Below are 23,120 nucleotides of genomic sequence, written 5' to 3' on the forward strand. Positions count from 1 at the left end.
GGGGGTGGGGGGCGTCCACGCGCGCACGGAAATACCGGCACCGCCATTTTACCCCCCCCACAACCCGCCCCGCAACCCCCCCGGGAACCCGGGCAAAACCCAACGCACCCTCACGGCACCCGTCGCTAGGGTCGGCGTGGAGGTTGATATGGGAAAAACCGGCCTGATTCCGGCACGCGAGGCGGTAAAGGTCCTGAGGGGGGTGGGCATCGGGGTTGAGGCCACCTACGCCCTGGCCCGCAAACACGGGGTGCGGGTTGGAAAACGCCTGTACCTCCCTCGGGCACTGGTGGAGGGGCTGGTGGAGGGGGACCTCGAGGCCCTTCGCGTCATCCGGGAGGGGGACGAGGGGGCGGGAAAGGCCGCCGCCCCCCGGGACTAGAGGGCGGTGGCGATGAGCTGGCTCAGGCGCAACAACCCTAGGAGGTGTGGGAGGCCCAATGAAAGGAGGGGCGGGGCGGTGGAGGGCCGCCCCGTGGAGGTGAAGGAGGGCAGAAAGGAGGTCTTGAATGAATTTTAGCACAGCGGCCATCCGCTACGCCCGCATGGGCTACGGCGTCCTCCCCCTTTACCCGGGGGAGAAGCGCCCCCACGCTGGCCTGGTCCCCCACGGCCTGAAGGAGGCCACCCTGGACCCGGCCACCATCACCGCCTGGTGGCGGGCCTGCCCCCGGTGCGGGGTGGGGATTCTGGCCCCCGAGGGGGTCCTGGTCCTGGACTTTGACGCCCCCGAGGCCTGGGAGGAGCTGAGGCAGGAGCACCCCGCCCTCCTGGAGGCCCCCCGGCAGAGGACCGCCTCAGGGGGCTACCACGTCTTCCTCCGGCTTCCCCAGGGGGTGCGGCTTTCCGCCACGACCAGGAAGCTTCCCGGGGTGGACCTCCGGGGGATGGGGCGGGCCTACGTGGTGGCCGCCCCCACCCGGCTTGCCGATGGACGGGGCTACGCCTGGGAGGTGCCCCTGGTGAGGCCGGAGGAGCTTCCCCCGGTGCCTGAAGGCCTCCTCCTCAGGCTCCTCCCCCCACCGCCGCCCCCTAAGCCCGCGTGGACCCCGGTGGGGGGAGCCAGCCCCAAGCGGCTCCAGGCCCTCCTCGGGAGCTATGCGGAAGCCGTGGCCCGGGCCCCCGTGGGCACGCGGCACAACACCCTCATCGCCTACGCCCGGGCCGCCGGGGGGCTCATCCCCCACGGCCTCTCCCCCGAGGAGGCGGAGGAGGCCCTGGTGGCCGCCGCCGTGCGGGCCGGATTGCCTGAGCGGGAGGCCCGGGCCGCCGTGAGGTGGGGCCTCGAGGTGGGGGCCGGGGTGCCCCTGGACCTGGGGGCAGGGTTTTCCGCAAACGGGGGGGTTTTCCGCAAAGCCCTTTGCGGAAAACCTGAGGCTTCCCCATCGCAAAACTCCGTCTTCCGCAAAACCGCAACCCATCGTATGGGGGTCTTGCGGAAAAGGGAGGGGGTGGTGTGATGTTCCGGGTCCACACCGCTGACGCCCTCCCCAGGAAGCACGAGGTGGCGTGGCTCTGGGAGGGGATGGTGGCCCAGGGCACCCTGGCCCTCCTCGGGGGGCGGGGAGGGGTGGGCAAATCCACCCTGGTGGCGGCCCTCGAGGTGGCGGTGGCCGCCGGGTTGCCCTTCCTGGACCGGGAGGTGGCCCAGGGGGAGGTCCTCCATCTGGACTACGACACGGACGCCCGCCTCCAGGGGCCCTGGTACGCCCGGGTGGCCGCCGGGCTGGGGGTGGACGGGGAGGCCCTGAGGCGCATCCGCTACCTGGAGCCCGAGGAGCCCACCCGAGGCCTGGGGGGGGAGGGGCTTAAGGCCCTCCTGGAGATGGCCCGCCAGGGGCCCGCCCTCCTGGTCCTGGACTCCTGGAGCGCCCTTTTCCCCTTCGTGGACGCCCGCCGTTCGGACCACGTGGCGGAGGTGATGGGCTACCTGAAGGAGATCGCCAAAGCGGGGCCCGCCTTGCTCCTCCTGGACCACACCCCGAAGCCCGTGCAGGGCCTCACCGCCCTGGAGCGGGGGGTGGCGGGGAGCTTCTACAAGCTGGCCGGGGCCCGGAGCGCCTTCCTCCTCACCCGGGTGGCCCCCAAGCTCACCGGGGGGCGGGACGTGCTCAAGCTGGACACCCTGAAGAACAACCTGGCCCCCCTCGAGGACCCCCTGGGGATTGAGCGCGTCTGGAAGGGGGAGGCCCTGGCCTTCGCCCTGACCGACCTCCCCGAGGAGGAGGCCCGCCCCTCCAAAGGGGAGCTGGCCAAGCGGGCCGTCCTGGAGCTCCTGGAGGAGGGCCCCAAGCCCCGCAAGGAGCTCATCCGCCTGGTGGCCGAGCGGGTGAACGCCGGGGAGAGGACCACGGAAGAGGCCCTTCGGGCCCTGGTCCAGGCGGGGGCGGTGGAGCGCCTGACCCTCGGGGGGCAAGGGGGGGCGGTGGCCTACCGCCTCAAGATAGCTCCTTCAGAGCTGACCAAGGTAGCTCCTTCGGAGCTGACCAAGGTGGGCCCCTCGGGTTTGCCGCAAACCCCCTTACGTGATAGCGCGGCTTTGCGGAAAACGGATTCTTGCGATGAGGAAGGGCCAAAGTTTTCCGCAAACGGCCTTGCGGAAAACCGGGGCTTTGCGGAAAACCCCCCTAGCCCTGAAGGGGGGCTCGAGGAGGGGTGGACGTGGCTGTAGACCTCCTCCACGCCCGCACGAGAACCCCGGCCTCACCCTCCACCGCGTGGGGGAACGGCTGGGGCTCGCCCCCACGCCCCCTGAGGAGGCGCGGCTCACCCTCTCCCGGCACAAGGCCGCCCTCCTCCAGGCCCTCGAGGACGGCGAGAAGGTGGAGGCCCGGGCCCTCCTCTCCTCCCCCTTCCGGCTGGCCGCCATCTTGGCCCACGCCTTGGGAGTGGAGGGTGAGGTGGTACGCACTCTGTACCCCGAGGGGCTGGCCCCTGCAACCCGCTACCTGCCACCGGAGGGGCTGACCCCCTACCTGGCCTGGGCGCACCGGGACCTCCCCCCGCCCCGCCGCCTTCACCTGGCCGACATAGGTGGCCGCTGGGTCGTTGACCTGGTGGCGGGGTGGGGGGGGGCCCTCGAGGCCCGGGTGGGAAGTACCGCCCTCCTCCTCCTCTACCCCGAGGGGGGGCTGAGGGGCTATCTCCACCCCGCCAGCCGAGCCCTCCTGCCCCCTGAGGAGCTGAGCGCGTGGAAGCCGGGGGAGGAGCCCTTCACGGCCAGGGGGTGGGAGGAGGCCCTGGCCCGCCTGGAGGAGGTGGCCCATGCGGCCCGTTGACGCGCTGGCCCGGTCCTGTGGGAGGAGGGAGAGGGGCTGGACATCTACACGGACCCCCTGGAGCCCCCCGGGCACCTGGTGGTGCGGGATGGCCCCTTTATCCGCGTCTTCCTCCCCCACGAGGTGGAGGCCTTGGCCACTACCCTCTGGGGCCTCGGACGCATGGACCGCAAGGGGCGGCCCATCGAGGTCCTGGGGGAGGAGGAAGACCCCCTCCCGGCGTAGGGGCAGGGTAAACTGAGGCCATGACCCGGCGTTTTACCGCTCACCTGTGGCGCGAGGGGGACCTGTGGGTGGCCCAGTGCCTTGAAGTGAACGTGGCCTCCCAAGGGGAGACCGAGGAGGAGGCGCTGGCCAACCTCAAGGAGGCCCTCGAGCTCTACCTTGAACCCCCCACCCCGAGCCGGGTGCCCGAGGTGCGGACGGTAGAGGTGGAGCTTGGTGCCGCATAGGGCCCTCCCCACAACACGCCATGCGCTTTAGGAGTAGACTGGCTCCGTTTGAGGGAGGGCGGGGATGAGCGCGGTAGGGGTGCCCATCAAGCCAGAAACCCTCCGGTGGGCTATGGACTGGGCGGGCCTCGAGGCGGAGAAGCTTGCCCGGAAGGTCCAGGTCAAGCCGGAGAAGGTGGAGCGCTGGCTAAAGGGAGAGGAGAGGCCCACCTACCCCCAGGCCCTGAAGCTGGCCCAGGCCCTCCACCTGGGCTTGGGGCGCCTCCTCCTCCCCCCGCCCGAGGTTAGGCTTCCCCTGAAGGACTTCCGCCGGGGAAGAGCGCGGGAAGCGCCCCCAAGCCCCGAGCTCCTCGAGGCCTTCCACGATGCCCGGCGCAAGCAGGAGTGGTGGCGGGAGCGCAAGGGGAAGCCTCTTCCCTTCGTGGGAAAGGGCAAGGGCGCTTCCCCGGCGGAGGTGGCCCGGGAGATGGGGCCCCTCCTGGAAGTGGAAGACTTGCGGAGGAGGGCCCGGGGCTACCAAGGCTTCCTCAAGGCCCTTGCGGACAGGGCGGAGGCCCTGGGCGTCCTGGTCCTGCGGCAAGGGCACGTGGGCACCCACACCCGGAGGACCTACGACCCGGGGGAGTTCTCCGGCTTCGCCCTGGTGGACCCCGTGGCCCCCGTGGTATTTGTGAACGCCCGCGAACACCCTTCCCGCCAGGTCTTTACCCTGGCCCACGAGCTGGCCCACGTGTGGCGGGGAGAAGGGGGCTTGGAGGGCGGGCTGGAGGAAGAAGCCCGGGACGAGGTGGAGGCCTGGGCCGACCAAGTGGCCGCGGAGTTCCTGATGCCCGAGGAGGCGTTTCGCGCGGCCTGGAATGGGTACCTTCCCCCCTTGGAGGCCGCCCGGGAGGCTTCCCGGCGCTTCTTCGTGAGCCCGAGGGCCGCCCTGGAGCGGGCCCTTCGCCTGGGGCTCGTGGGGCGGGAGGGGTACAGGGAGGCCCTCGAGGCCCTGCGGGAGGCCGCCCCTCCCCGCCCCAAGGGGGGAGGCGGGAACTTCTGGAAGACCCTCGTGGTCCAGAACAGCCCCGCCTTCGTGCGGGAGCTCCGTCGGGCGGCCCTCGAGGGAGAGGTGGACGCCAAGGACGTGGCCTTCCTCCTCAACGTGGACCTGAGGACGGCGTGGGCCTTCCTGGAGGGGAAGGGTGTACCTACTTGACGCCAACGCCCTCATCACCCCCTTCCACCGAGGCCCCCTGGGAGCCCTGGCCAAGGCCCTCGGGAAATCACCGGAGGAGGCCAAGACCCACCTCGAGGCCTGGTTCCGGGACGGGATCAAAAGCGGCCTCCTCCGGCTAGGGCGCGAAGTGAGGGATGAAGTCCTAAGGAAGCGTGGCCCGGGCTACGACCTTTTGAAGTCCCTAGACGGGCATTACCAGCTCCTGGAGCCTACAGGGGACTTCTTTACCGCTCTGGAGGAGGTAGCGCGCTTCGTGGTGGAGCACTACGCCCCCGAGGACGCTGAGCCTTTTCTCCGAAGCGCCGACCCGAGCCTGGTGGCCCTGGCCAAGGTCCACAACCTCGCCCTCATTACCCAGGAGCGGCACGAGGTGCCCGAGTGGGACGGGGTAAGCGGGCTAATCAAGGGAAGGCCGCGCCTGCCCTACGTGGCCTTCGCCTTTGGGGTGCGGTGCGTGCCCCTGATGACGGCGCTCCTAGAAGTAGGCTCAGGCTACCCCCCTTAGGCTTCCAGGTAAAGGGGTGAAGGGCAACCGGTAGCCCATCCCGCAAGGCCCTGCCCAAACCGGTACTGAACCGCCCCTCAACCGCCCCCCATACCTCTTTTGGGGCCCCCATGCTGGCTTGCACCAGCATGGGGGGTATCAGAGGCGGGCGGCTTGGCGGAGGGCGTCAAGCCCTTGGAGGGTGCGCACCATAATGAAGCGGTTCCCCGTCTTCCGGGCCCAGAGCTGGCCAATGGCCTCCTTCTCGTAGGTTTCGGAGTTTTCTGCCAGGTGCTCCCCTTTGTACTCCACCACGAGGAGGGTCCCGTTCCGAAGCTTGGCCAGGAAGTCCGGGAAGAAGGTGCCACCGGGGTAGGGGAGGCGGAAGGCGTGGCGCCAGGTGGGGTAGTTGCGCACCCAGAACTCCACCTCGTCCAGCTCGTCCAGGAGGCGGGCGCACTGGAACTCCTCCGTGCCGTCCTCGAGGTCGGCGATGACCGGGAAGAAGTGCTTGCGGAAAACGTAAGCCCCCCGGTAGGGGTTGGACGGGAAGTAGTCCCCCTCCAACCGGAGGGTGAGGGTGCCGAGGTCGGGAGGCGAGTCCTCCAAGAGGCGCTGGAAGGCCTCCTTACGGGCCGCTTCGCGGTGGGCGCGGATCTTGGCCTCCAGGAGGTCTCTAAGCCGCCGCTTCTCCGCCACCAGGTCCTCCAGGCTATAGCGCCGCCGCTCCAAAAGCTCCCCCAGGGCCCGGTAGATGAAGGGCAGGGTCTCCTCCTGGGGCAAGTCGGGGTGGGGGATGTGGCGGTCCAGCCAAAGGGCGAGGCTTTCCAGGGTCCAGCCCACGTGGGGACCGAACAGCCTCCCCGCCCGGTCCAACCCCTCCAGGCGGGCGATGCGCACCCGACCCCCCTCCACCGCGATCTCCCCCCTCACCCCCAGGGGCCCCGGGACGAAGTCCACGCGAGCGTCCCGACCCGCCAGGCTCCACCCTTCCTCCAAAAAGTGCTCGGCCTCCAGGGGCTCCCCGTGCCAAGCGAGGAGGGGCACTTCCAGGACCCTGCCCTCCTCGGAGGGGGTGCGAACGGTTTGTGGAAGCTTGTTCCGGTCCTCCTCCTTCAGCCCCTCGCGGAGGATGGCCTTTTCGCTTGGGGTAAGGGGCTCCTTGAGGACCAAGGTGTTGCTCTTGGGGTCGTAGGCCACCTTGGACTTCAGGACCTCGAGGACCACCGGCTTGGGCGGGGCCTTGAGAGGGATGTACTCCTCCAGGGGAAGGCCCACGGTGCGCACGGCCCTTTCGGCCTCGTAGCGCTCAAATCCCTCTAGGACCAGGGCCTCCCTAAGGGCGTTCGCCGCCTCCCAGAAGTCCTCGGACACGGCGAAGGCGTAGGCCCGGTTGAGCTCCGCCCGCTCCTTGGGCCTGGCCCCCGGCATCCGCAGCACCCGGCCCAGCACCTGCTCGATGGCCGTGGAGGACTTCAAGGGGCGCACCGAGGCCAGCACGTAGGCGAAGGGGCAGTCCCATCCCTCCTTGAGCTTGTCCACGGTGATGACGTAGCGCACGGGGGAGGAGGGAGAGAGGAGGTCCTGGCCCGTGAGGTCGTCCCGTTCCCCCGTGGAGACCGCTATCTGTTCTTCCGGCACCCCGAGCTCCAGGAGGAAGGAGCGGACCCTTTCCCAGGTGAAGGCGTCCTCGCCCCGTTTGGGTTCGGCTTGGACCAGGAGGATGGGCCGGAGGTACTCCCGACCTCCCTGGGCCAGGGCCTCGAGCTCCGCCCGCTTGGCCAGGGCCGCCTGGAGGACCGCCTCCCGGTCCTTCAAGACCACGAGCTCTATGGGCAGCTTGATCATGCCCTCCCGGTGGAGCTCGTGGGCGGTGGCGGCGAAGAGGACGTTGGAGTCCTCCCTGGGGGTGGCGGTGAACTCCAGGATGACCCCAGGCTCCAAGCGGGCCAGGGTGTCAAAGGAGAGAGGGGTGCGGGCGTTGTGGGCCTCGTCCACTACCACGATGGGGCGCATGAGGCGGAGAAGGTTGGCCAGGGAGTAGCGCCCCACCCCTTCCGGGGGCGAGGACGCCTCCTCGAGGGCCCGGAAGACGGCCATGAGGTGGCCGTTGTCCTCGTAGACCTTGCGCCCCTCGGTCGCCTCCACCCGGAAGGCCTGCAGGGTGGCCACCAGGACCAAGGCCACCGCCCCCACGTCCCCCGGGGTCAGGGCCAGGGCCTCCTGCAGGTCCATGACCCGCGCCGGGCCCAGGGCGGCCTCGAGGCTCTGACGGTAGGGGTGCTGGGGGTCCTTGAGGGCGCGCAGGGTCTGGGCGCGAATGGCCTCGGTAGGCGTGAGCCAGACCACGGCGGGGGCGTCTTGGCCCAGGAAGCGCCGGGCCGGGGCCAGGGCGTGGGCCGCAAGAAGGGTCTTGCCACCTCCCGTGGGGATGCGAAAGCACACGTAGGGGATGCCCTCGAGGCCCCCCGGCTCCTGGTAGGGAGGGGGGTGCTCCAGGTACCGCCCCGCCACCTCCCGGTAGGCCCGGTCAAGGGGATGGGCCTCCCCCGCGTCCGCGTGGACCCTCACCCGGTGGAGGAAGTCCTCCAGGGCCCCCAGGGCCTCCTTCTGGTAGCTCTTCAGCTCCATCATGGGGCCACCTCGTAGGGGATGTGGCGGAAGGTGATGCGGAGGGCCTCGAGGGTGGCCGGGCTCAGGCGGCAGGAGGTGCCGTAGACCACCTTGGGGCCGTCAAAGGGGGGCAGGTGGGCCAGGACCTCCCGGGTGAGGGCGTTGCCCCCTTTGGGGGACCTGTCCTTGAGGGCCCCGTTGTAGAGGAGGTAGACCGCCACCCCGCGCCGGGACACCCCAAGAAGGGGCGGATGGAGCGTGGAGGGCAGGGGCTCCCCCGTCTCCCGGTAGTAGACGTACCGGGCCAGGGTGAGGTAGTCCACCCCCTCCCGGATGCGCCCGTCGGGCAGAAAGAGGGGCTCCCCCAGGCGCAGGTACCGGAAGCCGCCCCCGTGTTCCCTGACGGCGTACTCCAGGCGCTTTCGGGTGATGTTTTGGGCGATGTGGGGGTCCAGCTCCACCAGGATGAAGCGCCGGTTGCCCCCGTCCTCGGCGTTTTGCTTGAGCACCGCGTGCCCCGTGGTACCGCTACCGGCAAAGGAGTCCAGGACGATGTCCCCGTCCTGGGGGTTGGTGGCGATTTGGAGGATGCGCTGGATCAGGCGGGTGGGCTTGGGGGTGGGGAAGTCCTCTCCGTTCAAAGCTTCTCGCACTTCACGACGAGCCTCTTGTGTGTCCCCAACCTCCTCGCGCATCCAAAGGGTTTTGGGCACCGTGTGCTCCACAATCTCCGAAAGGAAGCGCTTGAGGCGAGGCTTGCCTCGCCCGTTCTTTCCCCACCAAATGCGATTTTCCTCAAGGTGGCGAAGGTGCTCCTCGCGGGAAAAGGCCCAGACCCGGGTCGGGGAGGGCCAGATTTCCTCGCCGGTGTTAGGGTTGACGATGGGGTAGTAAAGGTTGGGCCGCTCTTCGCGAGTCTTGTTTGAGGTATAGTTATCCGACATCCAGGGACCCCTAGGATCGTTGTCAGGGTTCTTGTAACGGCTAAGTTTCTCCGGTGTAGAAGGCAGCCTATTCAAGCTCCATCCTAAAGAGTCATTCCCATTGTTTTTCTTGCGCTTAGCGTACACTAAGATATAGTCATGCGTGTCAGAAAAGTAGATGGCGTCGTTTTGAGGAGCGTACTTCTTTTGCCAGATAACCGTAGCCACGAAGTTCTGGGGCCCGAAAATCTCGTCTAGGAGCATCCGCGCCCGGTGGACCTCGTTGTCGTCAATGCTCATCCACAGGCTTCCGTCTTCCCGCAAGAGCTCATGGAGAAGCCTCAGCCTGGGGTACAGCATGGAAAGCCACTTGTCGTGCCGGGAGAGGTCTTCCGCCTCCGGGCCCACCGCCTTCCCCAGCCAGGCCCGCATCTCAGGGCTGTTCACGTTGTCGTTATAGACCCATCCCTCGTTGCCGGTGTTGTAAGGGGGGTCTATGTAGACGAGTTTCACCCGCCCCCGGTACTCGGGGAGGAGGGCTTTGAGGACCTCGAGGTTGTCCCCCTCCACCAAAAGGTTCTCGCCCTCGCCGTGGGAGAGTTCCGGCACCGGGGTGAGGAGGCGGTAGGGAATCTCCAAGTGGTGCCGCGCCACCGCCCGCTTGCCGATCCACTCCAAGGCCGGCATAAGGAAGAGTATATCCCAAGGCTGGCCTTCACCCGCAACCGGTTTGGCCCCTGAGCTCTCATCACTTTGAGGGCTGGGGCTTGACAAGGGAAGAGAAGAGGGGGGTGAGTAAGGTATGCCACCCACCACCCCCCTCTCCCAACTTATCACCCCCTGGGTCCACAAGGTCTTCGCCCCCCTAAGGAAAACCACCCGCTCCAACCTCGCCCTCTTCCTCTCCACCCTCCTCACCGCACCCCTAGACCCCACCCTCTCCGACCTCGCCCGCAGAACCCCCCTCCCCATCCTGGCCCAAAGCCGCCTCAACCGCCTCTGGCGCTTCCTCCATCACCCCCACCTGCAAGACCCCTGGACCCTCACCCAAACCCTCCTCCCCTTGCTCCTCCCCCGTTTCCCCAAAAGCCGACCCCTACCCCTCCTCGTGGACTGGACCCCCGCCGAGGACGGCCAGCACCAGGCCCTGGTGGCCGCCCTCCCCCTCAAGGGAAGGGCCCTGGTGGTGGCCTTCGCCCTTCACCCCCTCTCCCCCTTCCCCAGTCAAAACCGGGTGGAAGAGGACTTCCTCCACCGCCTGGGCCGCGCCGTCCAGGACCTGGGGTACACCCCCCTCTTCCTCCTGGACCGGGGGTTTGACCGGGTCTCCCTGATGCGAAAGCTCCAGGAGTGGGGCATGGGCTTCCTCATCCGCCTGCGGCGCAACCGAGGCGTGGAGACCGAGGAGAAGGAGCGCTTCCTCCTGGGGGAGCGCTTCCCCAAGCCGGCCAGCCCCGAGCGTGGACAGGTCCGCCTTCAAGGTAGCTTCGCTGACCTGGGCCATGGCGGGGAGGGGGTGGAGGTCACCCTCCTGGTGTACCCGGGGGGTCGGGAGCCCTGGTATCTGGCCTACTGGGGGCCCTTGGGTGGGGAGCCTTCCTATGGGTGGAGGGTTTGGATTGAAGAGGGGTTTAGGGACCTGAAGGGGCAGGGGTTTGGGCTGGACCGCCATCGGCTGCGGACGGGGGCGAGCCTCAGGGGGTGGTTATGGCTTCTGGCCTTGGGGATGGCGCTCTTGGTCCTTCTGGGGGTGTGCTTGCGGGGCAGGGAATGGCTTCCCCGGCTCCTGGCCCATCCCGAGCGGCAGAGCCTCTTCCGCCTGGGCCGGATCGCCCTGGCCCAGGGGCCCCCGCCTTGGAAGGAAGCCGTGCTGGCAGAGTTGGTCAGGTTGCTTCAGGAGCTGGGGGGAGGAAAGTGATGAGAGCTCAGGTTTGGCCCCTACGCCGAGCCCCTGAACCACGTGCTGGCCCGCCTCGAGGACCACTACATCCAGGGCTTCGGGGACCGCACGGGGGCCTCCCAGATCCACCTCAAGCCCCAGGCCCTGAACGAGGCCATCCTCTTCCTCGCCGACCACCCCGAGGCCGACGAGGCCGCCACCCGGGCGGCAGACTGGGTCAAGGGTTTTGAGACCCCTGATAGCCTAGAGCTTCTGGCCACGGTCCACTGGGCCGTGCGCCGCGAAGGGGCCCGGGACTGGGTCACCCTGCAAAAGGCGCTCCAAGCCTGGAGCCCTCGCAAGGCCGCCTTCCCCCGGGCCCGCCTCCAGGCGGCCTTGGACGCCCTCCTCAAGCGGGGTGCCCTCCGCCTCGAGGAGTGGCAGGACCGCCTTCCCAAACCGTCTTCCAACGTGACCCAAAAGGCCTAGCCCACCTGCACCTTCCCCCTCCACCACTAGGGCGGCGTCCTCCAGGAGCACCCGGTGCCCCCCCGCGGTGCGCACCTCCAGGTAGCGGTTCGCCCACCGCACCGGGTCGTCCACGAGGGCAATGGCGTGTTCCACCTCGCTTTGTAAGACGATGACGGAAAGGGCCGGATCCGGGGTGGCTTCCCGGCGATAAGGTCTGTTATCGCGCCGGGCCCTCGGGTCTGTTGGGCTCCGAGGTTCAGCGAAGCCTGCTCCCCGGCCTTCAGGCTGGGGGAGGAGTTTTGCGCCCGCTACACCACCTCCCAGGTCTGAACCTCAACCTCCAGGCCCTCCCCAAAGGCCTCGAGGCCCCCTTGGGCCCACACGCGCACGCCGTCAATCCGCTCCATCGCCCCTTCCTCCGAGAGGAAGAGGGGCGGGCTTCCCCGCCCCCCACGCCTCCTAAATCCGGTACCAACCCCCGTGCCGGGAGCGCCGGAGGCCCAGCTCCGGGGCCTGGGCCGCGAGGGCCTGGTAGAGGCCCTCGAGGGCCTCGGAAAGCTCCCCCGCCTCCTTCTCCCCGAGGAGCAAGTTGAGGAGGGCCTGGGCCTCCCTCGCGTTCAGCACGAGTACCGCCGCCTGTTGCGCCTGCATCCGGTTTTCCGCTAACCTGGTCATGGTTTCCTCCAAACCCCTAGGGAGCAGCCTCCAACCTCCTCCCTAGGTGCCCCTATAGTACCATGCACTTGGTACTATTGTCAAGGGGGGTGTCCCTTCGCCCGTGGTACCATAGGGGCGTGATACGGAACCGCCTTCCCGAAATCCTGCGGCGCGAGGGGATTTCCGCCTACCGCCTCGCCAAGACCCTCGCGCGCCGCGCCGCCCGCAACACCATCTACCGTTGGGCCCGGGGCGAGGTGCCCACCTGCCTGGACGTGGGCACCCTCGAGGCCCTCCTGGCCGGGCTACGGGAACTCACCGGGAAAACCTACGGGGTGGGGGACCTGTTGGCGTATGAAGAGGAGGTGGAGGATGGGTCGCAGGGGAAACGGTGAGGGAACCATCGTGCGCCGCCCGGACGGGCGCTGGATGGGACAAATCGTGGTGGGCTACGGCCCGGACGGCAAGCCCAAACGGCTCACGGTCTACGGCAAAACCCGCCAGGAGGTGGCGGGGCGCCTCGCCGACCTCGCCGCCCAGCGGCACAAAGGCCTCCTCCCTGACCCCACCGAAACGACCCTCCGGGAGTGGGCCTCGAGGTGGCTGGAGCGAAAGGCGCGGGAGGTGCGCCCGAGGACCCTCTCCCTTTACCGCCACGAGCTGGGGTACGTCCTCCCCTCGCTCCGGGATCCCCAGGCCCCGGACCCCCTGGGCGGGATGCGGCTCCAGGAGGTGAAACCGGCTCACATCCGGGCCGCCCTGGACGCCCTCGCCGAGCGGGGTCTCTCCATCCGTACGGTGAAGAAGGTCCGGGAGCGGCTGAACGCCCTCTTCGAGGAGGCCCTGAGCCTCGAGGTGGTGACCCGCAACCCCGTGGCCCCGGTGAAAATCCGTGCCCCACGGGACCTCCCCCGGGAGAGGGCGGGCCGGACCTTGGAGCCCGAGGAGGTGGGGGCCCTCCTCGAGGCCCTGGACCGCTACCCCGACCCCCGCCTGGCCCTCGCCCTTCGGCTCATGCTGGCGTGCGGCCTGAGGCGGGGAGAGGCTTTGGGCCTCCGGTGGGAGGACGTGGACCTCGAGGCGGGCCTCCTCCACGTGCGGCGCTCCTGGAGCATGGAAGGGGCGAAACCCGCCCTCACGGGCCTCAAAACGGGCCGGGAGCGGGCGGTGCCCATCCCCCACGCCACCCTCCTGAGGCTTCGGGAGTACCGGACCTGGTGGGAGGGTTTTTTCGCGGGGATCCCCACCCCCTGGGTCTTCCCCGGCACCGGGGAGCCCTCGAGGCCCTTGGACCCGAACAGCCCGAACCACGCCCTGAGGCGGATCGCGAAGCGCCTGGGCCTTCCCCCGGTGCGGGTCCACGACCTGAGGCACACGTATGGAAGCCTCCTCCTCGCTCAGGGAGCCCCCCTCGAGCTGGTGGCGGAGAGGATGGGCCATGCCAACCCCACCATCACCCTGAACGTGTACCGCCACCTCCTGAAGGAGGAGCGGCGGGGTTGGGTCATTGACCCCGAGGACCTGGCCCGTCCCCGGGCCCGGGCCTGAACCGCGTTGCAGTAAAACTGCAGTAAAACTGACCCCCCGGCCAAGCTACCGGGGGGTAAAGCTTTGCGTCCTGGAGCTGGTGGAGCGGCGGGGATTTGAACCCCGGACCTCCCGCTTGCAAGGCGGGTGCTCTCCCTCTGAGCTACCGCCCCAAGCCTTCGGCAGTATAGCCCAAGAGGGGGGCTTACGCAAAGGACCCTTCCCCTCTATAATCGGAGAGGTGTGCCGCACCAGCCCTCGGGCAGGGGAAGGTCCCGTGGGAAAGAGGACGGCGCACGGGAAACGCCAAGCCCAACCTTCCCCGATGGGAGGAATATGCCTGTCAACATCAGCGTGAAGGAGCTACTGGAAGCCGGGGTCCACTTTGGCCACGAGCGCAAGCGTTGGAACCCCAAGTTTGGCCGCTATATCTATGCGGAGCGCAACGGCATCCACATCATTGACCTGCAGAAGACCATGGTGGAGCTGGAGCGCACCTTCCGCTTCCTCGAGGACCTGGCCATGCGCGGGGGCACGGTGCTCTTCGTGGGCACCAAGAAGCAGGCGCAAGACATCGTGCGCATGGAGGCAGACCGCGCGGGCATGCCCTATGTGAACCAGCGCTGGTTGGGCGGGATGCTCACCAACTTCAAGACCATCTCCCAGCGGGTACACCGCCTGGAGGAGCTGGAAAACCTCTTCGCCTCCGAGGACATCCACGAGCGCCCCAAGAAGGAGCAGGTGCGCCTGAAGCACGAACTGGAACGCCTGCAGAAGTACCTCTCTGGCTTCCGGCGGCTGAAGCGGCTTCCTGACGCCATTTTCGTGGTGGACCCCACCAAGGAGGCCATCGCCGTGCGGGAGGCCAGGAAGCTCTTCATCCCCGTGGTGGCCCTGGCGGACACCGACTCCGATCCCGACCTAGTGGACTACATCATCCCCGGCAACGACGACGCCATCCGCTCCATCCAGCTCATCCTCTCCCGGGCGGCGGACCTCATCATCGAGGCCCGGGGTGGGGTAGTGGAACCCTCCCCCTCCTACGCCCTGGTGGAGGAGGCCGAGCGGGCCGAGGCCCGCGGGGCTCTGGAGGAGGGCCTGGAAGGCGAGGACGAGGTGGAAGCATGAGCCAGATGGAACTCATCAAGAAGCTTCGCGAGGCCACGGGGGCCGGGATGATGGACGTGAAGAAGGCCCTCGAGGACGCCGGCTGGGACGAGGATAAGGCCGTCCAGCTCCTCCGGGAGCGGGGGGCCATGAAGGCCGCCAAGAAGGCGGAGCGGGAGGCCCGGGAAGGCCTCATCGGCCACTACATCCACCACAACCAGCGGGTGGGGGTGATCCTGGAGCTCAACTGCGAGACCGACTTCGTGGCCAGGAACGAGATCTTCCAGAGCCTGGCCAAGGACTTGGCCATGCACATCGCCATGATGAACCCCCGCTACGTCTCCGCCGAGGAGATCCCCGCCGAGGAACTGGAGAGGGAGCGGCAGATCTACATCCAGGCCGCCCTCAACGAGGGGAAGCCCAAAGAGATCGCCGAGAAGATCGCCGAGGGCCGCCTGAAGAAGTACCTGGAGGAGGTGGTCCTTCTGGAGCAGCCCTTCGTCAAAGACGACAAGGTGAAGGTGAAGGAGCTCCTCCAGCAGGCCATCGCCAAGACCGGGGAGAACATCGTGGTGCGGCGCTTCTGCCGCCTGGAAGTGGGAGCGTAGGCCATGGAAGCCGCCGGGGCCCCCATCCAAGGGCCCCGGTTTTTCTTAGAGCCATGAAGTACAAGCGCGTCCTCCTCAAGCTTTCCGGGGAGTTCCTCACGCAAAACGGCTTCGGCATCGAGCCGGAGGCCACCCGGGCCCTGGCCCAGGAGATCAAGGCCGCCTACGAGACCGGGGTCCAGCTGGCCATCGTCATCGGCGCCGGGAACCTCTGGCGGGGGGCCCGGCAGGGGGTGGGGATGGACCGGGCCACCGCCGACTACATCGGGATGCTGGCCACCATCATGAACGCCCTGGCCCTCCAGGATGCCCTGGAAGCCCTCTCCATCCCCACCCGGGTCCAGACCGCCCTCACCATCCCCCAGGTGGCCGAGCCCTACATCCGCCGCCGGGCCCTCCGCCACCTGGAGAAGGAACGCATCGTCATCTTCGGCGGGGGAACGGGGAACCCCTTCTTCTCCACGGACACCGCCGCCGCCCTCCGCGCCCTGGAGGTGGGGGCCGAGGTGGTCCTCATGGCCAAGAACAAGGTGGACGGGGTCTACTCCGACGACCCCCGCAAAAACCCGGAGGCGGTGCGCTTTGACGAGCTCACCTACCTGGAGGTCCTGAACCGCGGCCTCCAGGTCATGGACACCACCGCCATCACCCTCTGCATGGAGGCGGGCGTGCCCATCGTGGTCTTTGACATCTTTAAGCCCGGCGCCCTGGTGGGTATTATCCAGGGGGAAAAGGTGGGCACCCTGATCCACTCGTAGAAAGGAGGGACCATGACCCTGAAGGAGCTCTATGCGGAAACCCGGAGCCACATGCAAAAGAGCCTCGAGGCCCTGGAGCACAACCTGGCGGGCCTGCGCACCGGGCGGGCCAACCCCGCCCTTCTCCTCCACCTTAAGGTGGAGTACTACGGCACCCACGTCCCCCTAAACCAGATCGCCACCGTCACCGCTCCCGATGCCCGCACCCTGGTGGTCCAGTCCTGGGACCAGAACGCCCTCAAGGCCATCGAGAAGGCCATCCGCGAATCCGACCTGGGCCTGAACCCCAGCAACAAGGGGGACGCCCTCTACATCAACATCCCGCCCCTCACCGAGGAAAGGCGCAAGGAACTGGTCAAGACCGCCCGGCACCTGGCCGAGGAAGGGCGGATCGCCATCCGGAACCTTCGCCGGGAGGCTTTGGAAAAGCTCAAGAAGCTGGCCAAGGAACTCCACCTCTCCGAGGACGACACCAAGCGGGCCGAAGGGGAGATCCAGAAGATCACCGACGAGTTCGTCGCCAAGGTGGACGAGATGGTGGAGAAGAAGGAGCAGGAGATCCTCCACTAAGCCCTCCCGGGCCAGGAGAAGGGGCCAAAGGGTGAACGCCATGCCTAAAAGCGCGCCCGGCATGCCCTGCGCCCCCCGAGGAGGCCGGGGGTGAGGGACGACCTTCCCACCCGGGTCCTCTCCGCCCTCATCGGAGCGAGCCTCCTCCTCCTGGTACTTTGGGCGGGGACGCCCCTGATCCTTCCTACCCTTTTCCTCGTCCTCTGGCTGGGAAGCCTGGAGCTCAAGGGCATGCTGGCCCGCCGAGGGGTGGTCCTCCACCTGCCCTTGCTTCACCTAGGGGGTGGGGTTCTCTTCCTCTTCTCCCTCCCCGCCCTCCAGTGGCACTTCCCCCAGGTGCCTTGGCGGGAAGTGGCCCTGGGCCTCTTCCTCATGGCGGCCTTCAGCTACGAGCTCCTCTTTGGGGCCGACCTCACCCGCTTCGCCTTCACCCTCCTGGCCTTCCTTTACCTGCCCTGGAACCTGGGGTACGCCCTTCTGCTGCGGGAAATTCCCGATGGGACCCTGGGGCTTTGGACCCTCAGCCTTCCCATCGTGGCCAGCTTCGCCACCGACATCGGGGCCTACTTTGCCGGCCGCTTCTTCGGCCGGAAGAAGCTGGCCCCCGAGATCAGTCCCGGGAAAACCGTGGAGGGGTCTTTGGGCGGCATCGCCTTCAGCTTCCTGGCCCTTCTGGTTTACACGGGGCTGGTGCGGGAGGTGTTTCCCTTCGGGCTTTTGGAGCTTTGGCTTTTCAGCCTCCTGCTTTCCCTGGCGGCCCAGCTGGGCGACCTGGCCGAGTCCATGCTCAAGCGCTACTGCGGGGTAAAGGACTCCGGGCACTTCCTCCCGGGGCACGGGGGGCTTCTGGACCGCATAGACAGCCTCCTCTTCACCTTTCCCCTTACCTACTACCTGGTGGTGCTCTTCACATGAAACGGGTCGTGGTCCTTGGTTCCACGGGTTCCATCGGAAGGCAGGCCCTGGAGGTCTGCCGCTGGCGGGGCTTTCGGGTGGTGGGCCTGGCCGCCGGGAAAAACCTGGAGGCCCTCGCCCAGCAGATCGCCCTCTTTAAGCCCCTCTTGGTGGCGGCGGACGAAAGCCTCCACGCCGAGCTGAAGGCCCGCTTCCCCGGGCTAAGGCTGGCCACGGCGGAGGAGGTGGCCGCCCTCGAGGCCGAGGTGGCCGTGGCCGCCATCCCGGGCCTGGCGGGGCTTGCCCCCACCCGGGCGGCGGTGCGCTCCGGAAAGCGGGTGGCCCTGGCCAACAAGGAGGCCATGGTGGCGGCGGGCCCTCTCCTTTGGCAGGAGGCGGAGGCCTCGGGAGCGGAGATCCTCCCCGTGGACTCGGAGCACTCCGCCCTCTTCCAGGCCCTCCTCGGGGAGAGGCGGGAGGACGTGGCCGAGCTCATCCTCACGGCAAGCGGCGGGCCTTTCCTCAAAAGCCCCGAAGACCTCTCCCAGGTGACCCCGGAGATGGCCCTCCGCCACCCCCGCTGGCGCATGGGCCCCAAGGTCACCGTGGACTCCGCCACCCTCTTCAACAAGGGGCTGGAGGTCCTCGAGGCCAAGGAGCTCTTCCGCTTTCCCCTGGAGAGGATCAAGGTCCTCGTCCACCCTCAGGCCTACGTCCACGGCCTGGTGCGCTTCGTGGACGGGAACCTGAAGGCCCAGCTCGGCCCCACGGACATGCGCCTTTTCATCCAGTACGCCCTCACCCACCCCGAACGGGCGGAAACCCCCCTGAAGGACCTCCCCATCCCCGGGGCGCTGGAGTTTTTGGAGCCCGACCCCAAACGCTTTCCCGCCCTGGCCGTGGCCTACGAGGCGGGGAGGCGGGGAGGCCTCGCCCAGGTGGCCGTCTCCGCCGCCGACGAGGTGGCGGTGGAGGCCTTTCTCCAAGGCCGCCTCCCCTTCCCCCGCATCCCCGAGATCCTGGCCCGGGTGCTGGAAGCCACCCCCCAGGAACCCCTAACATGGGAGAGCCTCTTCGCCGTGGACGCCTGGGCCCGGGAGGAGGCCAAGAGGTGGGCATGAGCCTGATCTGGTTTCTGGTCATCATCGGCGTGAGCGTCTTCGTGCACGAGCTGGGCCACTACCTAGCGGCCCGCCTCCAGGGGGTGAGGGTCAAGGCCTTTAGCCTGGGCTTTGGCCCGGTCCTCTGGCGCCGCCAGGCCTGGGGCACGGAGTGGCGGCTTTCCGCCGTCCCCTTGGGGGGGTACGCCGATATAGAAGGCCTCCTACCCGAGGAGAGGGGACGGGGCTACGACGCCCTCCCCTTCCTGGGGAAGCTCTGGGTGCTCCTTTCCGGGGTGGTCATGAACCTCCTCCTGGCCTGGGGCCTCTTGGGCTACCTTTTCAGCGCCCAAGGGGTGCCCGAGGCCACGGGCCGGGCGGTGATCCTGGAAGTCCTCCCGGGAAGCCCGGCCGAGGAGGTGGGCCTCAGGCCCAAGGACCTCCTCCTCGCCGTGGACGGGAAACCCCTCTCCCGACCCCAGGAGATCGAAAGGCTCAAGACCCCGGGCGCCCACACCCTTACCCTCCTGCGGGACGGCCAGGAGGTGGTCCTTCGCCTCACCTGGCGGGAGGGAGTGGAAAAGCTGGGGGTGGTCTACCAGCCCGAGGTGCGCTTCCGTCGGGTGAGCCTCCCAGAGGGGCTCCTCCTGGCGGCGGGGCGCATCCTCTCCTTCGGACCGGAGATGGTGCGGGCCTTGGTGGGAGGGCTTCTCGGGGTCCTCTCCGGCAACCCCAATAGCGGGGTGGTCGGGCCCCTAGGCATCGTGGCGGAAACGGGTAGGGCGGCCCAGGAAGGGCTTTTCCGGCTTCTTGAGCTCATGGTCTCCATCAACCTTTCCCTGGCCCTTTTCAACCTCCTCCCCATCCCCGCCCTGGATGGGGGAAGGATCCTCCTCCTCCTCCTCTCCCGCCTCCTTCCCATCCCAAAGGAGCGGGAGGCCATGGTGCACTACCTGGGCTTCCTCTTCCTCATCCTCCTGGTGATCCTGGTGACCTTCCAGGACCTAAGGAGGCTTCTCGGAGGCTGATGACGGCCACGGTCCTCATCCCCGCCTACAACGAGGAGGCCACCATCGCCAAGGTGGTGGAAGTGGCCAAGGAGGCGGGCTTCCCCGTGGTGGTGGCGGACGACGGCTCCCTGGACCGCACCGCCCAGGAGGCGGAAAGGGCGGGGGCGCAGGTGGTGCGCCTGGGGGAGAACCGGGGCAAGGGGGGGGCCATCGCCGAAGGGCTTAAGGCGGTGGCCACGCCCCTCGTCCTCCTCCTGGATGCCGACCTCTTGGGCCTGAGGCCCGAGCACCTCCACGCCCTCCTCGCCCCGGTGGCCCGGGGAGAAGCGGAGATGACCGTGGGGGTCTTCCAGGGGGGGCGGCTCTCCACGGACCTGGCCATGCGCCTCACCCCCTTCCTCTCGGGGCAGCGGGCCTTGGCCTCGGAGGCCCTAAGAAGCGTGCCCGGCCTGGCGGGGGCCCGCTACGACCTGGAACTCCTTCTCACCCGCCACGCCAAGGCCAAGGGCTGGCGGGTGCGCTACCTCCCCCTTCCCGGGGTGAGCCAGGTGATGAAGGAGGAAAAGCGGGGCCTCCTCAAGGGCTTCCTCCACCGGTTGCGCATGTACTGGGAGATCCTGCGCTACCGCCTCAAGGCGGGCTAAGTGTCCGCACGTTGTTTTCGCAACATGGGACACCCGAAACAGGGCCGGGAGAAAGTCCTTTTGGGGCCCCCGCCGCGGCGAAAGCCGCGGTGGGGTACTTAAAGCGCACCAGCTCCACCCAGGCCTCCCCCGCCCGGTAGGCCACCACCCCGAGCCCCGGCACCAGGTAAAGCTCTTTGAGGTCGGTGCCTCCCTTTTCCGTGGTATAGGCCACCCGCACCCGGTAGGCGTTGAAGGCCCCGGCCTTCACCCTCACCCCTTCCCACCCCTCCACCCGGGCGGAGAGGGCCACCCGCTGGCCGCGGAAGCGGGCGCTCCCCCCCCAGGCCGACCCCAGCTCCAGGCGGGCCGGGTAGAGGAGGAGCGGGGGTGCGAAGGGGAAATACCCTTCCGGGAGCCCCACCCCCAAAAGGTAAAACCCTTCCGGCGAGGCCTTCAGGCGGTCTTCCCGGAAGGCCTTGCCCTCTTTTTGGTAGCGCAAGCGAAAGCCCTCGGAGGTGGGCCTCAGCTCCTGGAGGGTGCCGTCGGAGTAGGCGTAAACCCCCCCTTCCTTGGGGAAGACCTGGGCCGAGGCCAAGGCGAGGAGGAGGCCCAGGGCCAGCCACCCGGGAAGGCGCCGCCTCATTCCACCTCCCCCAGCTCGTGCCCCCGGCGGGTGGCGGCCTCCACCGCTTCGTAGAAGGCGGCTCGGAGGGCCCGGGCCTCGAGGGCGTGCAGGCCGTGGATGGTGGTACCCCCAGGGCTCGCCACCTCGTCCTTCAGGGTGGCAGGGTGGCGGGTCTTGAGGAGTTCCCCCGTGGCCGCCAGAGCGTCCGCCGCCAGGCGGAGGGCCAGGGCCCGGGGCATGCCCATCTTTACCCCGGCATCCGCCAGGGCCTCGGCCACCACCGCCAGGTAGGCGGGCGCCGAAGCCGACATGGCGGTGAAGGGGTCAAAGAGGTGTTCGGGGATCTCGTACACGTCCCCCACGGTGGCGAAAAGGGCCCGGGCGAATTCCAGGTCCCCCGCTTCCTGGGCCTCCTTTAAAGCGGTGAGGGCGGTGGAGCTCTCCCCGATCATGGCCGCCAGGTTGGGCATGGCCCGCACCACCCGCCGGGTGTCCAGCCTGCGGGCCAAGACGGCCGTGGAGACCCCGGCCATGATGGAGAGGAAGCCCAGCTGGCCCCGGGGGACCTCCGGGGCCAGCTGGGGGAAGTCCCGGGGCTGAACGGCGAGGAGCACCCGCTCGGCCTCGGCCAAGTCCTTCAGGACAAGGGGGCGGACGCCGAAGGGCTCGGCCAGGGCCCGGGCCCGCTCCGGGGTGCGCCCCACCACCCCCACCTCCTCCTGGCGTAGAAAACCCCGCTCCAAAGCCCCTTTGAGGATGCTCCGGCCCATCTTGCCAAGGCCCAGGAAGGCGAGCTTCATGCCCTTGAGTCTACCTTGCGGAGGCGGAGGTAATAAAACCCGTCCAGGCCCCCCTCGGGGGCCACGTACACCCCAAGCCCATGCCGGAGGACGGGCAAAGGGCAGGAAAAGGGCTCCGGGCGGAACTCGGGGTGCCTCTCCAAGAAGGCCCGAGCCACCCCTTCCCCCTCCTCCTCCGTGAGGGAGCAGACCGCGTAGACCAAAACCCCCCCCTCCTCCGTGGCCTGGGCGGCGGTTTCCAGAAGCTGAAGCTGAAGGGCCGCCATCCGGGCCGGGTCCCCTTCCTCCAGGCGGTAGCGGAGCTCGGGGTGGGCACGGAAGGTGCCTGTGCCGGTGCAAGGGACGTCCAGGAGAACCTTTTTGGCCCTTTCGCGAAGGGGTTCCCGCAGGTCCTGGGTGCGGTAGGCCACCTTCAGGCCGAGGCGCCGGGCCGTTTTCGCCCCCGCCTCCTGGCGCTTGGCGTTGAGGTCGTAGGAAACCACCTCCGCACCCCGAGCCGCCAGGTAAAAAGCCTTGAGCCCGGCCCCGCCGCAAAGGTCCAACACCCTCTCCCCAGGTGTGGGCTCCAGAAGGGTGGCAGCGAAGAGGGAAGCGGGGTTTTGCGGCTGGAGGCCGAGGGCAGGGAAATCGGTCTTGGGGCCTTCAAAGAGGTAGCTCCCGGGGACAGGGCCCGGCTGCAGGTCCACCTCCCGGTAGGCGGTGACGAAGAGGGGCGCGGGTTCGTTGAAGGCCTCGGCAAAGCCCACTCCCCCGAAGAAGCCCCGCCAGGCCTGGCAGAGCCAGTCAGGAAGGGAAAGGCGCACGCACTCCGGGGCCTCCCGCGGGCGCAGGCGGCGAAGCACGGCGTTCACCAAACCCGCAAGCCCCGGGTAACGGCGCTTCGCCTCCTCCACCCAAGGGCTCACCCGGGCATGGTCCGGCTTCCCCAACCACCACTCTAGGGCCCCCAGGCGCAGGGCCCAGCGCACCTCTTTAGGCAGCTTCTCCGGGGCCTTAAGGTGAGGTTCTAGGAGAAAGTCCAGGAACCTCAGGTAGCGCAGGGCCCCGTAGACCAGGTGGGTAACGTAGGCCCTATCCCGCTCGGGCCAGCCCACCCGTTCCAGGGTGCGGTCCAAAAGCTGCTGGGCCCGACCCCCTTCCTCCACCTGAAGGAGAACGGCCAGGGCCAGGCCCCTTGGGGTGTCGGCCCTCAAGACTCCAGGGGATGGGCCTTGATGCTGAACTTCAGGGCGGTCCGCTCCTCGTTTTCCAGGTCCAGCTTGACGAAGGCGGGCTTGACCACCAGGTCCAGGTTGTCGGGGGCAATGTAGCCGCGGGCGATGGCGATGGCCTTCACCGCCTGGTTGACGGCCTGGGGCCCGATGGCCTGCACCTCCACCTCCCCCTTGGTGCGCAATAGCGCCGCGATGGCGCCGGCCACGGAGTTGGGGCGGGACTTGGAAGAGACGCGCAACGTTTCCACTTTGACCTCCTGAAAACCCTTGGGCCACCCCTGGGGAAAGACATGGGCGGCTCAAGG

Annotated in this window: 26 protein-coding genes, 1 tRNA gene and 1 pseudogene; 20 read left to right on the forward strand and 8 right to left on the reverse strand. The window is 68.3% G+C overall.

Features of this window, described 5'->3' with window-relative positions:
* Nucleotides 1-148: 148 nt before the first annotated feature.
* The 8 genes from ACY5J6_RS07855 to ACY5J6_RS07890 all read left to right on the forward strand — a co-directional run bounded on the left by ACY5J6_RS07855 (nt 149) and on the right by ACY5J6_RS07890 (nt 5,454).
* Entirely contained in the window at nt 149-382 is a 234-nt protein-coding gene (locus ACY5J6_RS07855; protein WP_462844434.1) for a hypothetical protein, read from the forward strand.
* A 127-nt stretch (nt 383-509) separates the two neighbouring features.
* Complete coding sequence (locus ACY5J6_RS07860; RefSeq protein WP_462844435.1) at nt 510-1,460, forward strand: bifunctional DNA primase/polymerase; 951 nt, start codon at nt 510-512, stop codon at nt 1,458-1,460.
* Nucleotides 1,460-2,671, forward strand: coding sequence for an AAA family ATPase (locus tag ACY5J6_RS07865; RefSeq protein ID WP_462844436.1), 1,212 nt, complete (start codon nt 1,460-1,462; stop codon nt 2,669-2,671). Before ACY5J6_RS07860 ends, ACY5J6_RS07865 begins: the two co-directional genes overlap by 1 nt.
* Before the next feature lie 46 nt (nt 2,672-2,717).
* Complete coding sequence (locus tag ACY5J6_RS07870; RefSeq protein WP_462844437.1) at nt 2,718-3,278, forward strand: hypothetical protein; 561 nt, start codon at nt 2,718-2,720, stop codon at nt 3,276-3,278.
* 78 nt (nt 3,279-3,356) lie between these two features.
* Nucleotides 3,357-3,503 carry a hypothetical protein gene (locus ACY5J6_RS07875; protein ID WP_462844438.1) on the forward strand — a complete coding sequence of 49 codons (147 nt, stop codon included), beginning with the start codon at nt 3,357-3,359 and terminating at the stop codon, nt 3,501-3,503.
* A gap of 20 nt (nt 3,504-3,523) precedes the next feature.
* Nucleotides 3,524-3,730 carry a type II toxin-antitoxin system HicB family antitoxin gene (locus tag ACY5J6_RS07880; protein WP_462844439.1) on the forward strand — a complete coding sequence of 69 codons (207 nt, stop codon included), beginning with the start codon at nt 3,524-3,526 and terminating at the stop codon, nt 3,728-3,730.
* Between the two features lie 64 nt (nt 3,731-3,794).
* Nucleotides 3,795-4,928, forward strand: a complete 1,134-nt coding sequence (locus ACY5J6_RS07885; RefSeq protein ID WP_462844440.1) for an XRE family transcriptional regulator — start codon at nt 3,795-3,797, stop codon at nt 4,926-4,928.
* Nucleotides 4,915-5,454: a DUF4411 family protein gene (locus ACY5J6_RS07890; protein ID WP_462844441.1), complete on the forward strand. Its 540-nt coding sequence runs from the start codon at nt 4,915-4,917 to the stop codon at nt 5,452-5,454. The genes ACY5J6_RS07885 and ACY5J6_RS07890 overlap by 14 nt, the downstream gene beginning before the upstream one ends.
* A gap of 138 nt (nt 5,455-5,592) precedes the next feature.
* Here the strand turns inward: ACY5J6_RS07890 and ACY5J6_RS07895 are convergent, their stop codons facing one another.
* Both ACY5J6_RS07895 and ACY5J6_RS07900 read right to left on the reverse strand, forming a co-directional pair.
* A complete protein-coding gene (locus tag ACY5J6_RS07895; RefSeq protein ID WP_462844442.1) occupies nt 5,593-8,067 on the reverse strand; it encodes a DEAD/DEAH box helicase in 2,475 nt (824 codons plus the stop codon).
* The gene (locus ACY5J6_RS07900; RefSeq protein WP_462844443.1) at nt 8,064-9,656 is read right to left on the reverse strand and encodes a site-specific DNA-methyltransferase; all 1,593 of its coding nucleotides are present in this window, start codon (nt 9,654-9,656) and stop codon (nt 8,064-8,066) included. The genes ACY5J6_RS07895 and ACY5J6_RS07900 overlap by 4 nt, the downstream gene beginning before the upstream one ends.
* A 115-nt stretch (nt 9,657-9,771) precedes the next feature.
* On the opposite strand from ACY5J6_RS07900, the gene ACY5J6_RS07905 reads away from it, so the two are divergent.
* A complete protein-coding gene (locus tag ACY5J6_RS07905; protein WP_462844344.1) occupies nt 9,772-10,887 on the forward strand; it encodes an IS4 family transposase in 1,116 nt (371 codons plus the stop codon).
* 42 nt (nt 10,888-10,929) lie between these two features.
* Entirely contained in the window at nt 10,930-11,337 is a 408-nt protein-coding gene (locus tag ACY5J6_RS07910; RefSeq protein ID WP_462844444.1) for a hypothetical protein, read from the forward strand.
* Nucleotides 11,338-11,778: 441 nt separating this feature from the next.
* Here ACY5J6_RS07910 and ACY5J6_RS07915 read toward each other — a convergent pair whose 3' ends face one another.
* The gene (locus ACY5J6_RS07915) at nt 11,779-11,994 is read right to left on the reverse strand and encodes a hypothetical protein (RefSeq protein WP_462844445.1); all 216 of its coding nucleotides are present in this window, start codon (nt 11,992-11,994) and stop codon (nt 11,779-11,781) included.
* Between the two features lie 119 nt (nt 11,995-12,113).
* Between ACY5J6_RS07915 and ACY5J6_RS07920 the strand changes: the two genes are divergently transcribed.
* Together ACY5J6_RS07920 and ACY5J6_RS07925 are read left to right on the forward strand one after the other, a co-directional pair.
* Nucleotides 12,114-12,371, forward strand: coding sequence for a helix-turn-helix domain-containing protein (locus tag ACY5J6_RS07920; protein WP_462844446.1), 258 nt, complete (start codon nt 12,114-12,116; stop codon nt 12,369-12,371).
* On the forward strand, nt 12,349-13,524 hold the full coding sequence (locus tag ACY5J6_RS07925) for a tyrosine-type recombinase/integrase (RefSeq protein ID WP_462844447.1): 1,176 nt from the start codon (nt 12,349-12,351) through the stop codon (nt 13,522-13,524). The genes ACY5J6_RS07920 and ACY5J6_RS07925 overlap by 23 nt, the downstream gene beginning before the upstream one ends.
* 77 nt (nt 13,525-13,601) lie before the next feature.
* Here ACY5J6_RS07925 and ACY5J6_RS07930 read toward each other — a convergent pair.
* Nucleotides 13,602-13,676: transfer RNA gene (locus ACY5J6_RS07930), tRNA-Ala, on the reverse strand.
* Between the two features lie 163 nt (nt 13,677-13,839).
* Here ACY5J6_RS07930 and rpsB point away from each other — a divergent pair.
* From rpsB to ACY5J6_RS07970, 8 genes are all read left to right on the forward strand, one after another.
* Nucleotides 13,840-14,631, forward strand: coding sequence for a 30S ribosomal protein S2 (rpsB, locus tag ACY5J6_RS07935; RefSeq protein WP_462844448.1), 792 nt, complete (start codon nt 13,840-13,842; stop codon nt 14,629-14,631).
* Nucleotides 14,628-15,218, forward strand: coding sequence for a translation elongation factor Ts (gene tsf / locus ACY5J6_RS07940; RefSeq protein WP_462844449.1), 591 nt, complete (start codon nt 14,628-14,630; stop codon nt 15,216-15,218). Before rpsB ends, tsf begins: the two co-directional genes overlap by 4 nt.
* A gap of 53 nt (nt 15,219-15,271) precedes the next feature.
* Nucleotides 15,272-15,976 (forward strand): UMP kinase, encoded by a 705-nt coding sequence (gene pyrH, locus ACY5J6_RS07945; protein ID WP_462844450.1) that lies wholly within the window; start codon nt 15,272-15,274, stop codon nt 15,974-15,976.
* Between the two features lie 12 nt (nt 15,977-15,988).
* Nucleotides 15,989-16,546: a ribosome recycling factor gene (gene frr, locus ACY5J6_RS07950; RefSeq protein ID WP_462844451.1), complete on the forward strand. Its 558-nt coding sequence runs from the start codon at nt 15,989-15,991 to the stop codon at nt 16,544-16,546.
* A 90-nt stretch (nt 16,547-16,636) separates the two neighbouring features.
* Nucleotides 16,637-17,461 carry a phosphatidate cytidylyltransferase gene (locus ACY5J6_RS07955; protein ID WP_462844452.1) on the forward strand — a complete coding sequence of 275 codons (825 nt, stop codon included), beginning with the start codon at nt 16,637-16,639 and terminating at the stop codon, nt 17,459-17,461.
* A complete protein-coding gene (gene dxr, locus ACY5J6_RS07960; protein WP_462844453.1) occupies nt 17,458-18,561 on the forward strand; it encodes a 1-deoxy-D-xylulose-5-phosphate reductoisomerase in 1,104 nt (367 codons plus the stop codon). The genes ACY5J6_RS07955 and dxr overlap by 4 nt, the downstream gene beginning before the upstream one ends.
* Nucleotides 18,558-19,568 (forward strand): M50 family metallopeptidase, encoded by a 1,011-nt coding sequence (locus ACY5J6_RS07965; protein ID WP_462844454.1) that lies wholly within the window; start codon nt 18,558-18,560, stop codon nt 19,566-19,568. The genes dxr and ACY5J6_RS07965 overlap by 4 nt, the downstream gene beginning before the upstream one ends.
* On the forward strand, nt 19,568-20,194 hold the full coding sequence (locus tag ACY5J6_RS07970; RefSeq protein ID WP_462844455.1) for a glycosyltransferase family 2 protein: 627 nt from the start codon (nt 19,568-19,570) through the stop codon (nt 20,192-20,194). The genes ACY5J6_RS07965 and ACY5J6_RS07970 overlap by 1 nt, the downstream gene beginning before the upstream one ends.
* Before the next feature lie 91 nt (nt 20,195-20,285).
* On the opposite strand, the pseudogene ACY5J6_RS07975 reads toward ACY5J6_RS07970, so the two are convergent.
* The 4 genes and pseudogenes from ACY5J6_RS07975 to ACY5J6_RS07990 form a co-directional block, all read right to left on the reverse strand.
* Nucleotides 20,286-20,819 (reverse strand): annotated as a pseudogene (locus ACY5J6_RS07975) (hypothetical protein); the annotation flags it as partial.
* On the reverse strand, nt 20,816-21,601 hold the full coding sequence (gene proC, locus ACY5J6_RS07980) for a pyrroline-5-carboxylate reductase (protein ID WP_462844456.1): 786 nt from the start codon (nt 21,599-21,601) through the stop codon (nt 20,816-20,818). The pseudogene ACY5J6_RS07975 and the gene proC, both read right to left, overlap by 4 nt.
* Entirely contained in the window at nt 21,598-22,794 is a 1,197-nt protein-coding gene (locus ACY5J6_RS07985) for a transcription antitermination factor NusB (RefSeq protein ID WP_462844457.1), read from the reverse strand. Before ACY5J6_RS07985 ends, proC begins: the two co-directional genes overlap by 4 nt.
* Nucleotides 22,791-23,063, reverse strand: coding sequence for a stage V sporulation protein S (locus ACY5J6_RS07990; protein WP_014515944.1), 273 nt, complete (start codon nt 23,061-23,063; stop codon nt 22,791-22,793). Before ACY5J6_RS07990 ends, ACY5J6_RS07985 begins: the two co-directional genes overlap by 4 nt.
* Nucleotides 23,064-23,120: the final 57 nt, after the last annotated feature.

This window comes from Thermus sp. H19.2 (assembly GCF_054979525.1).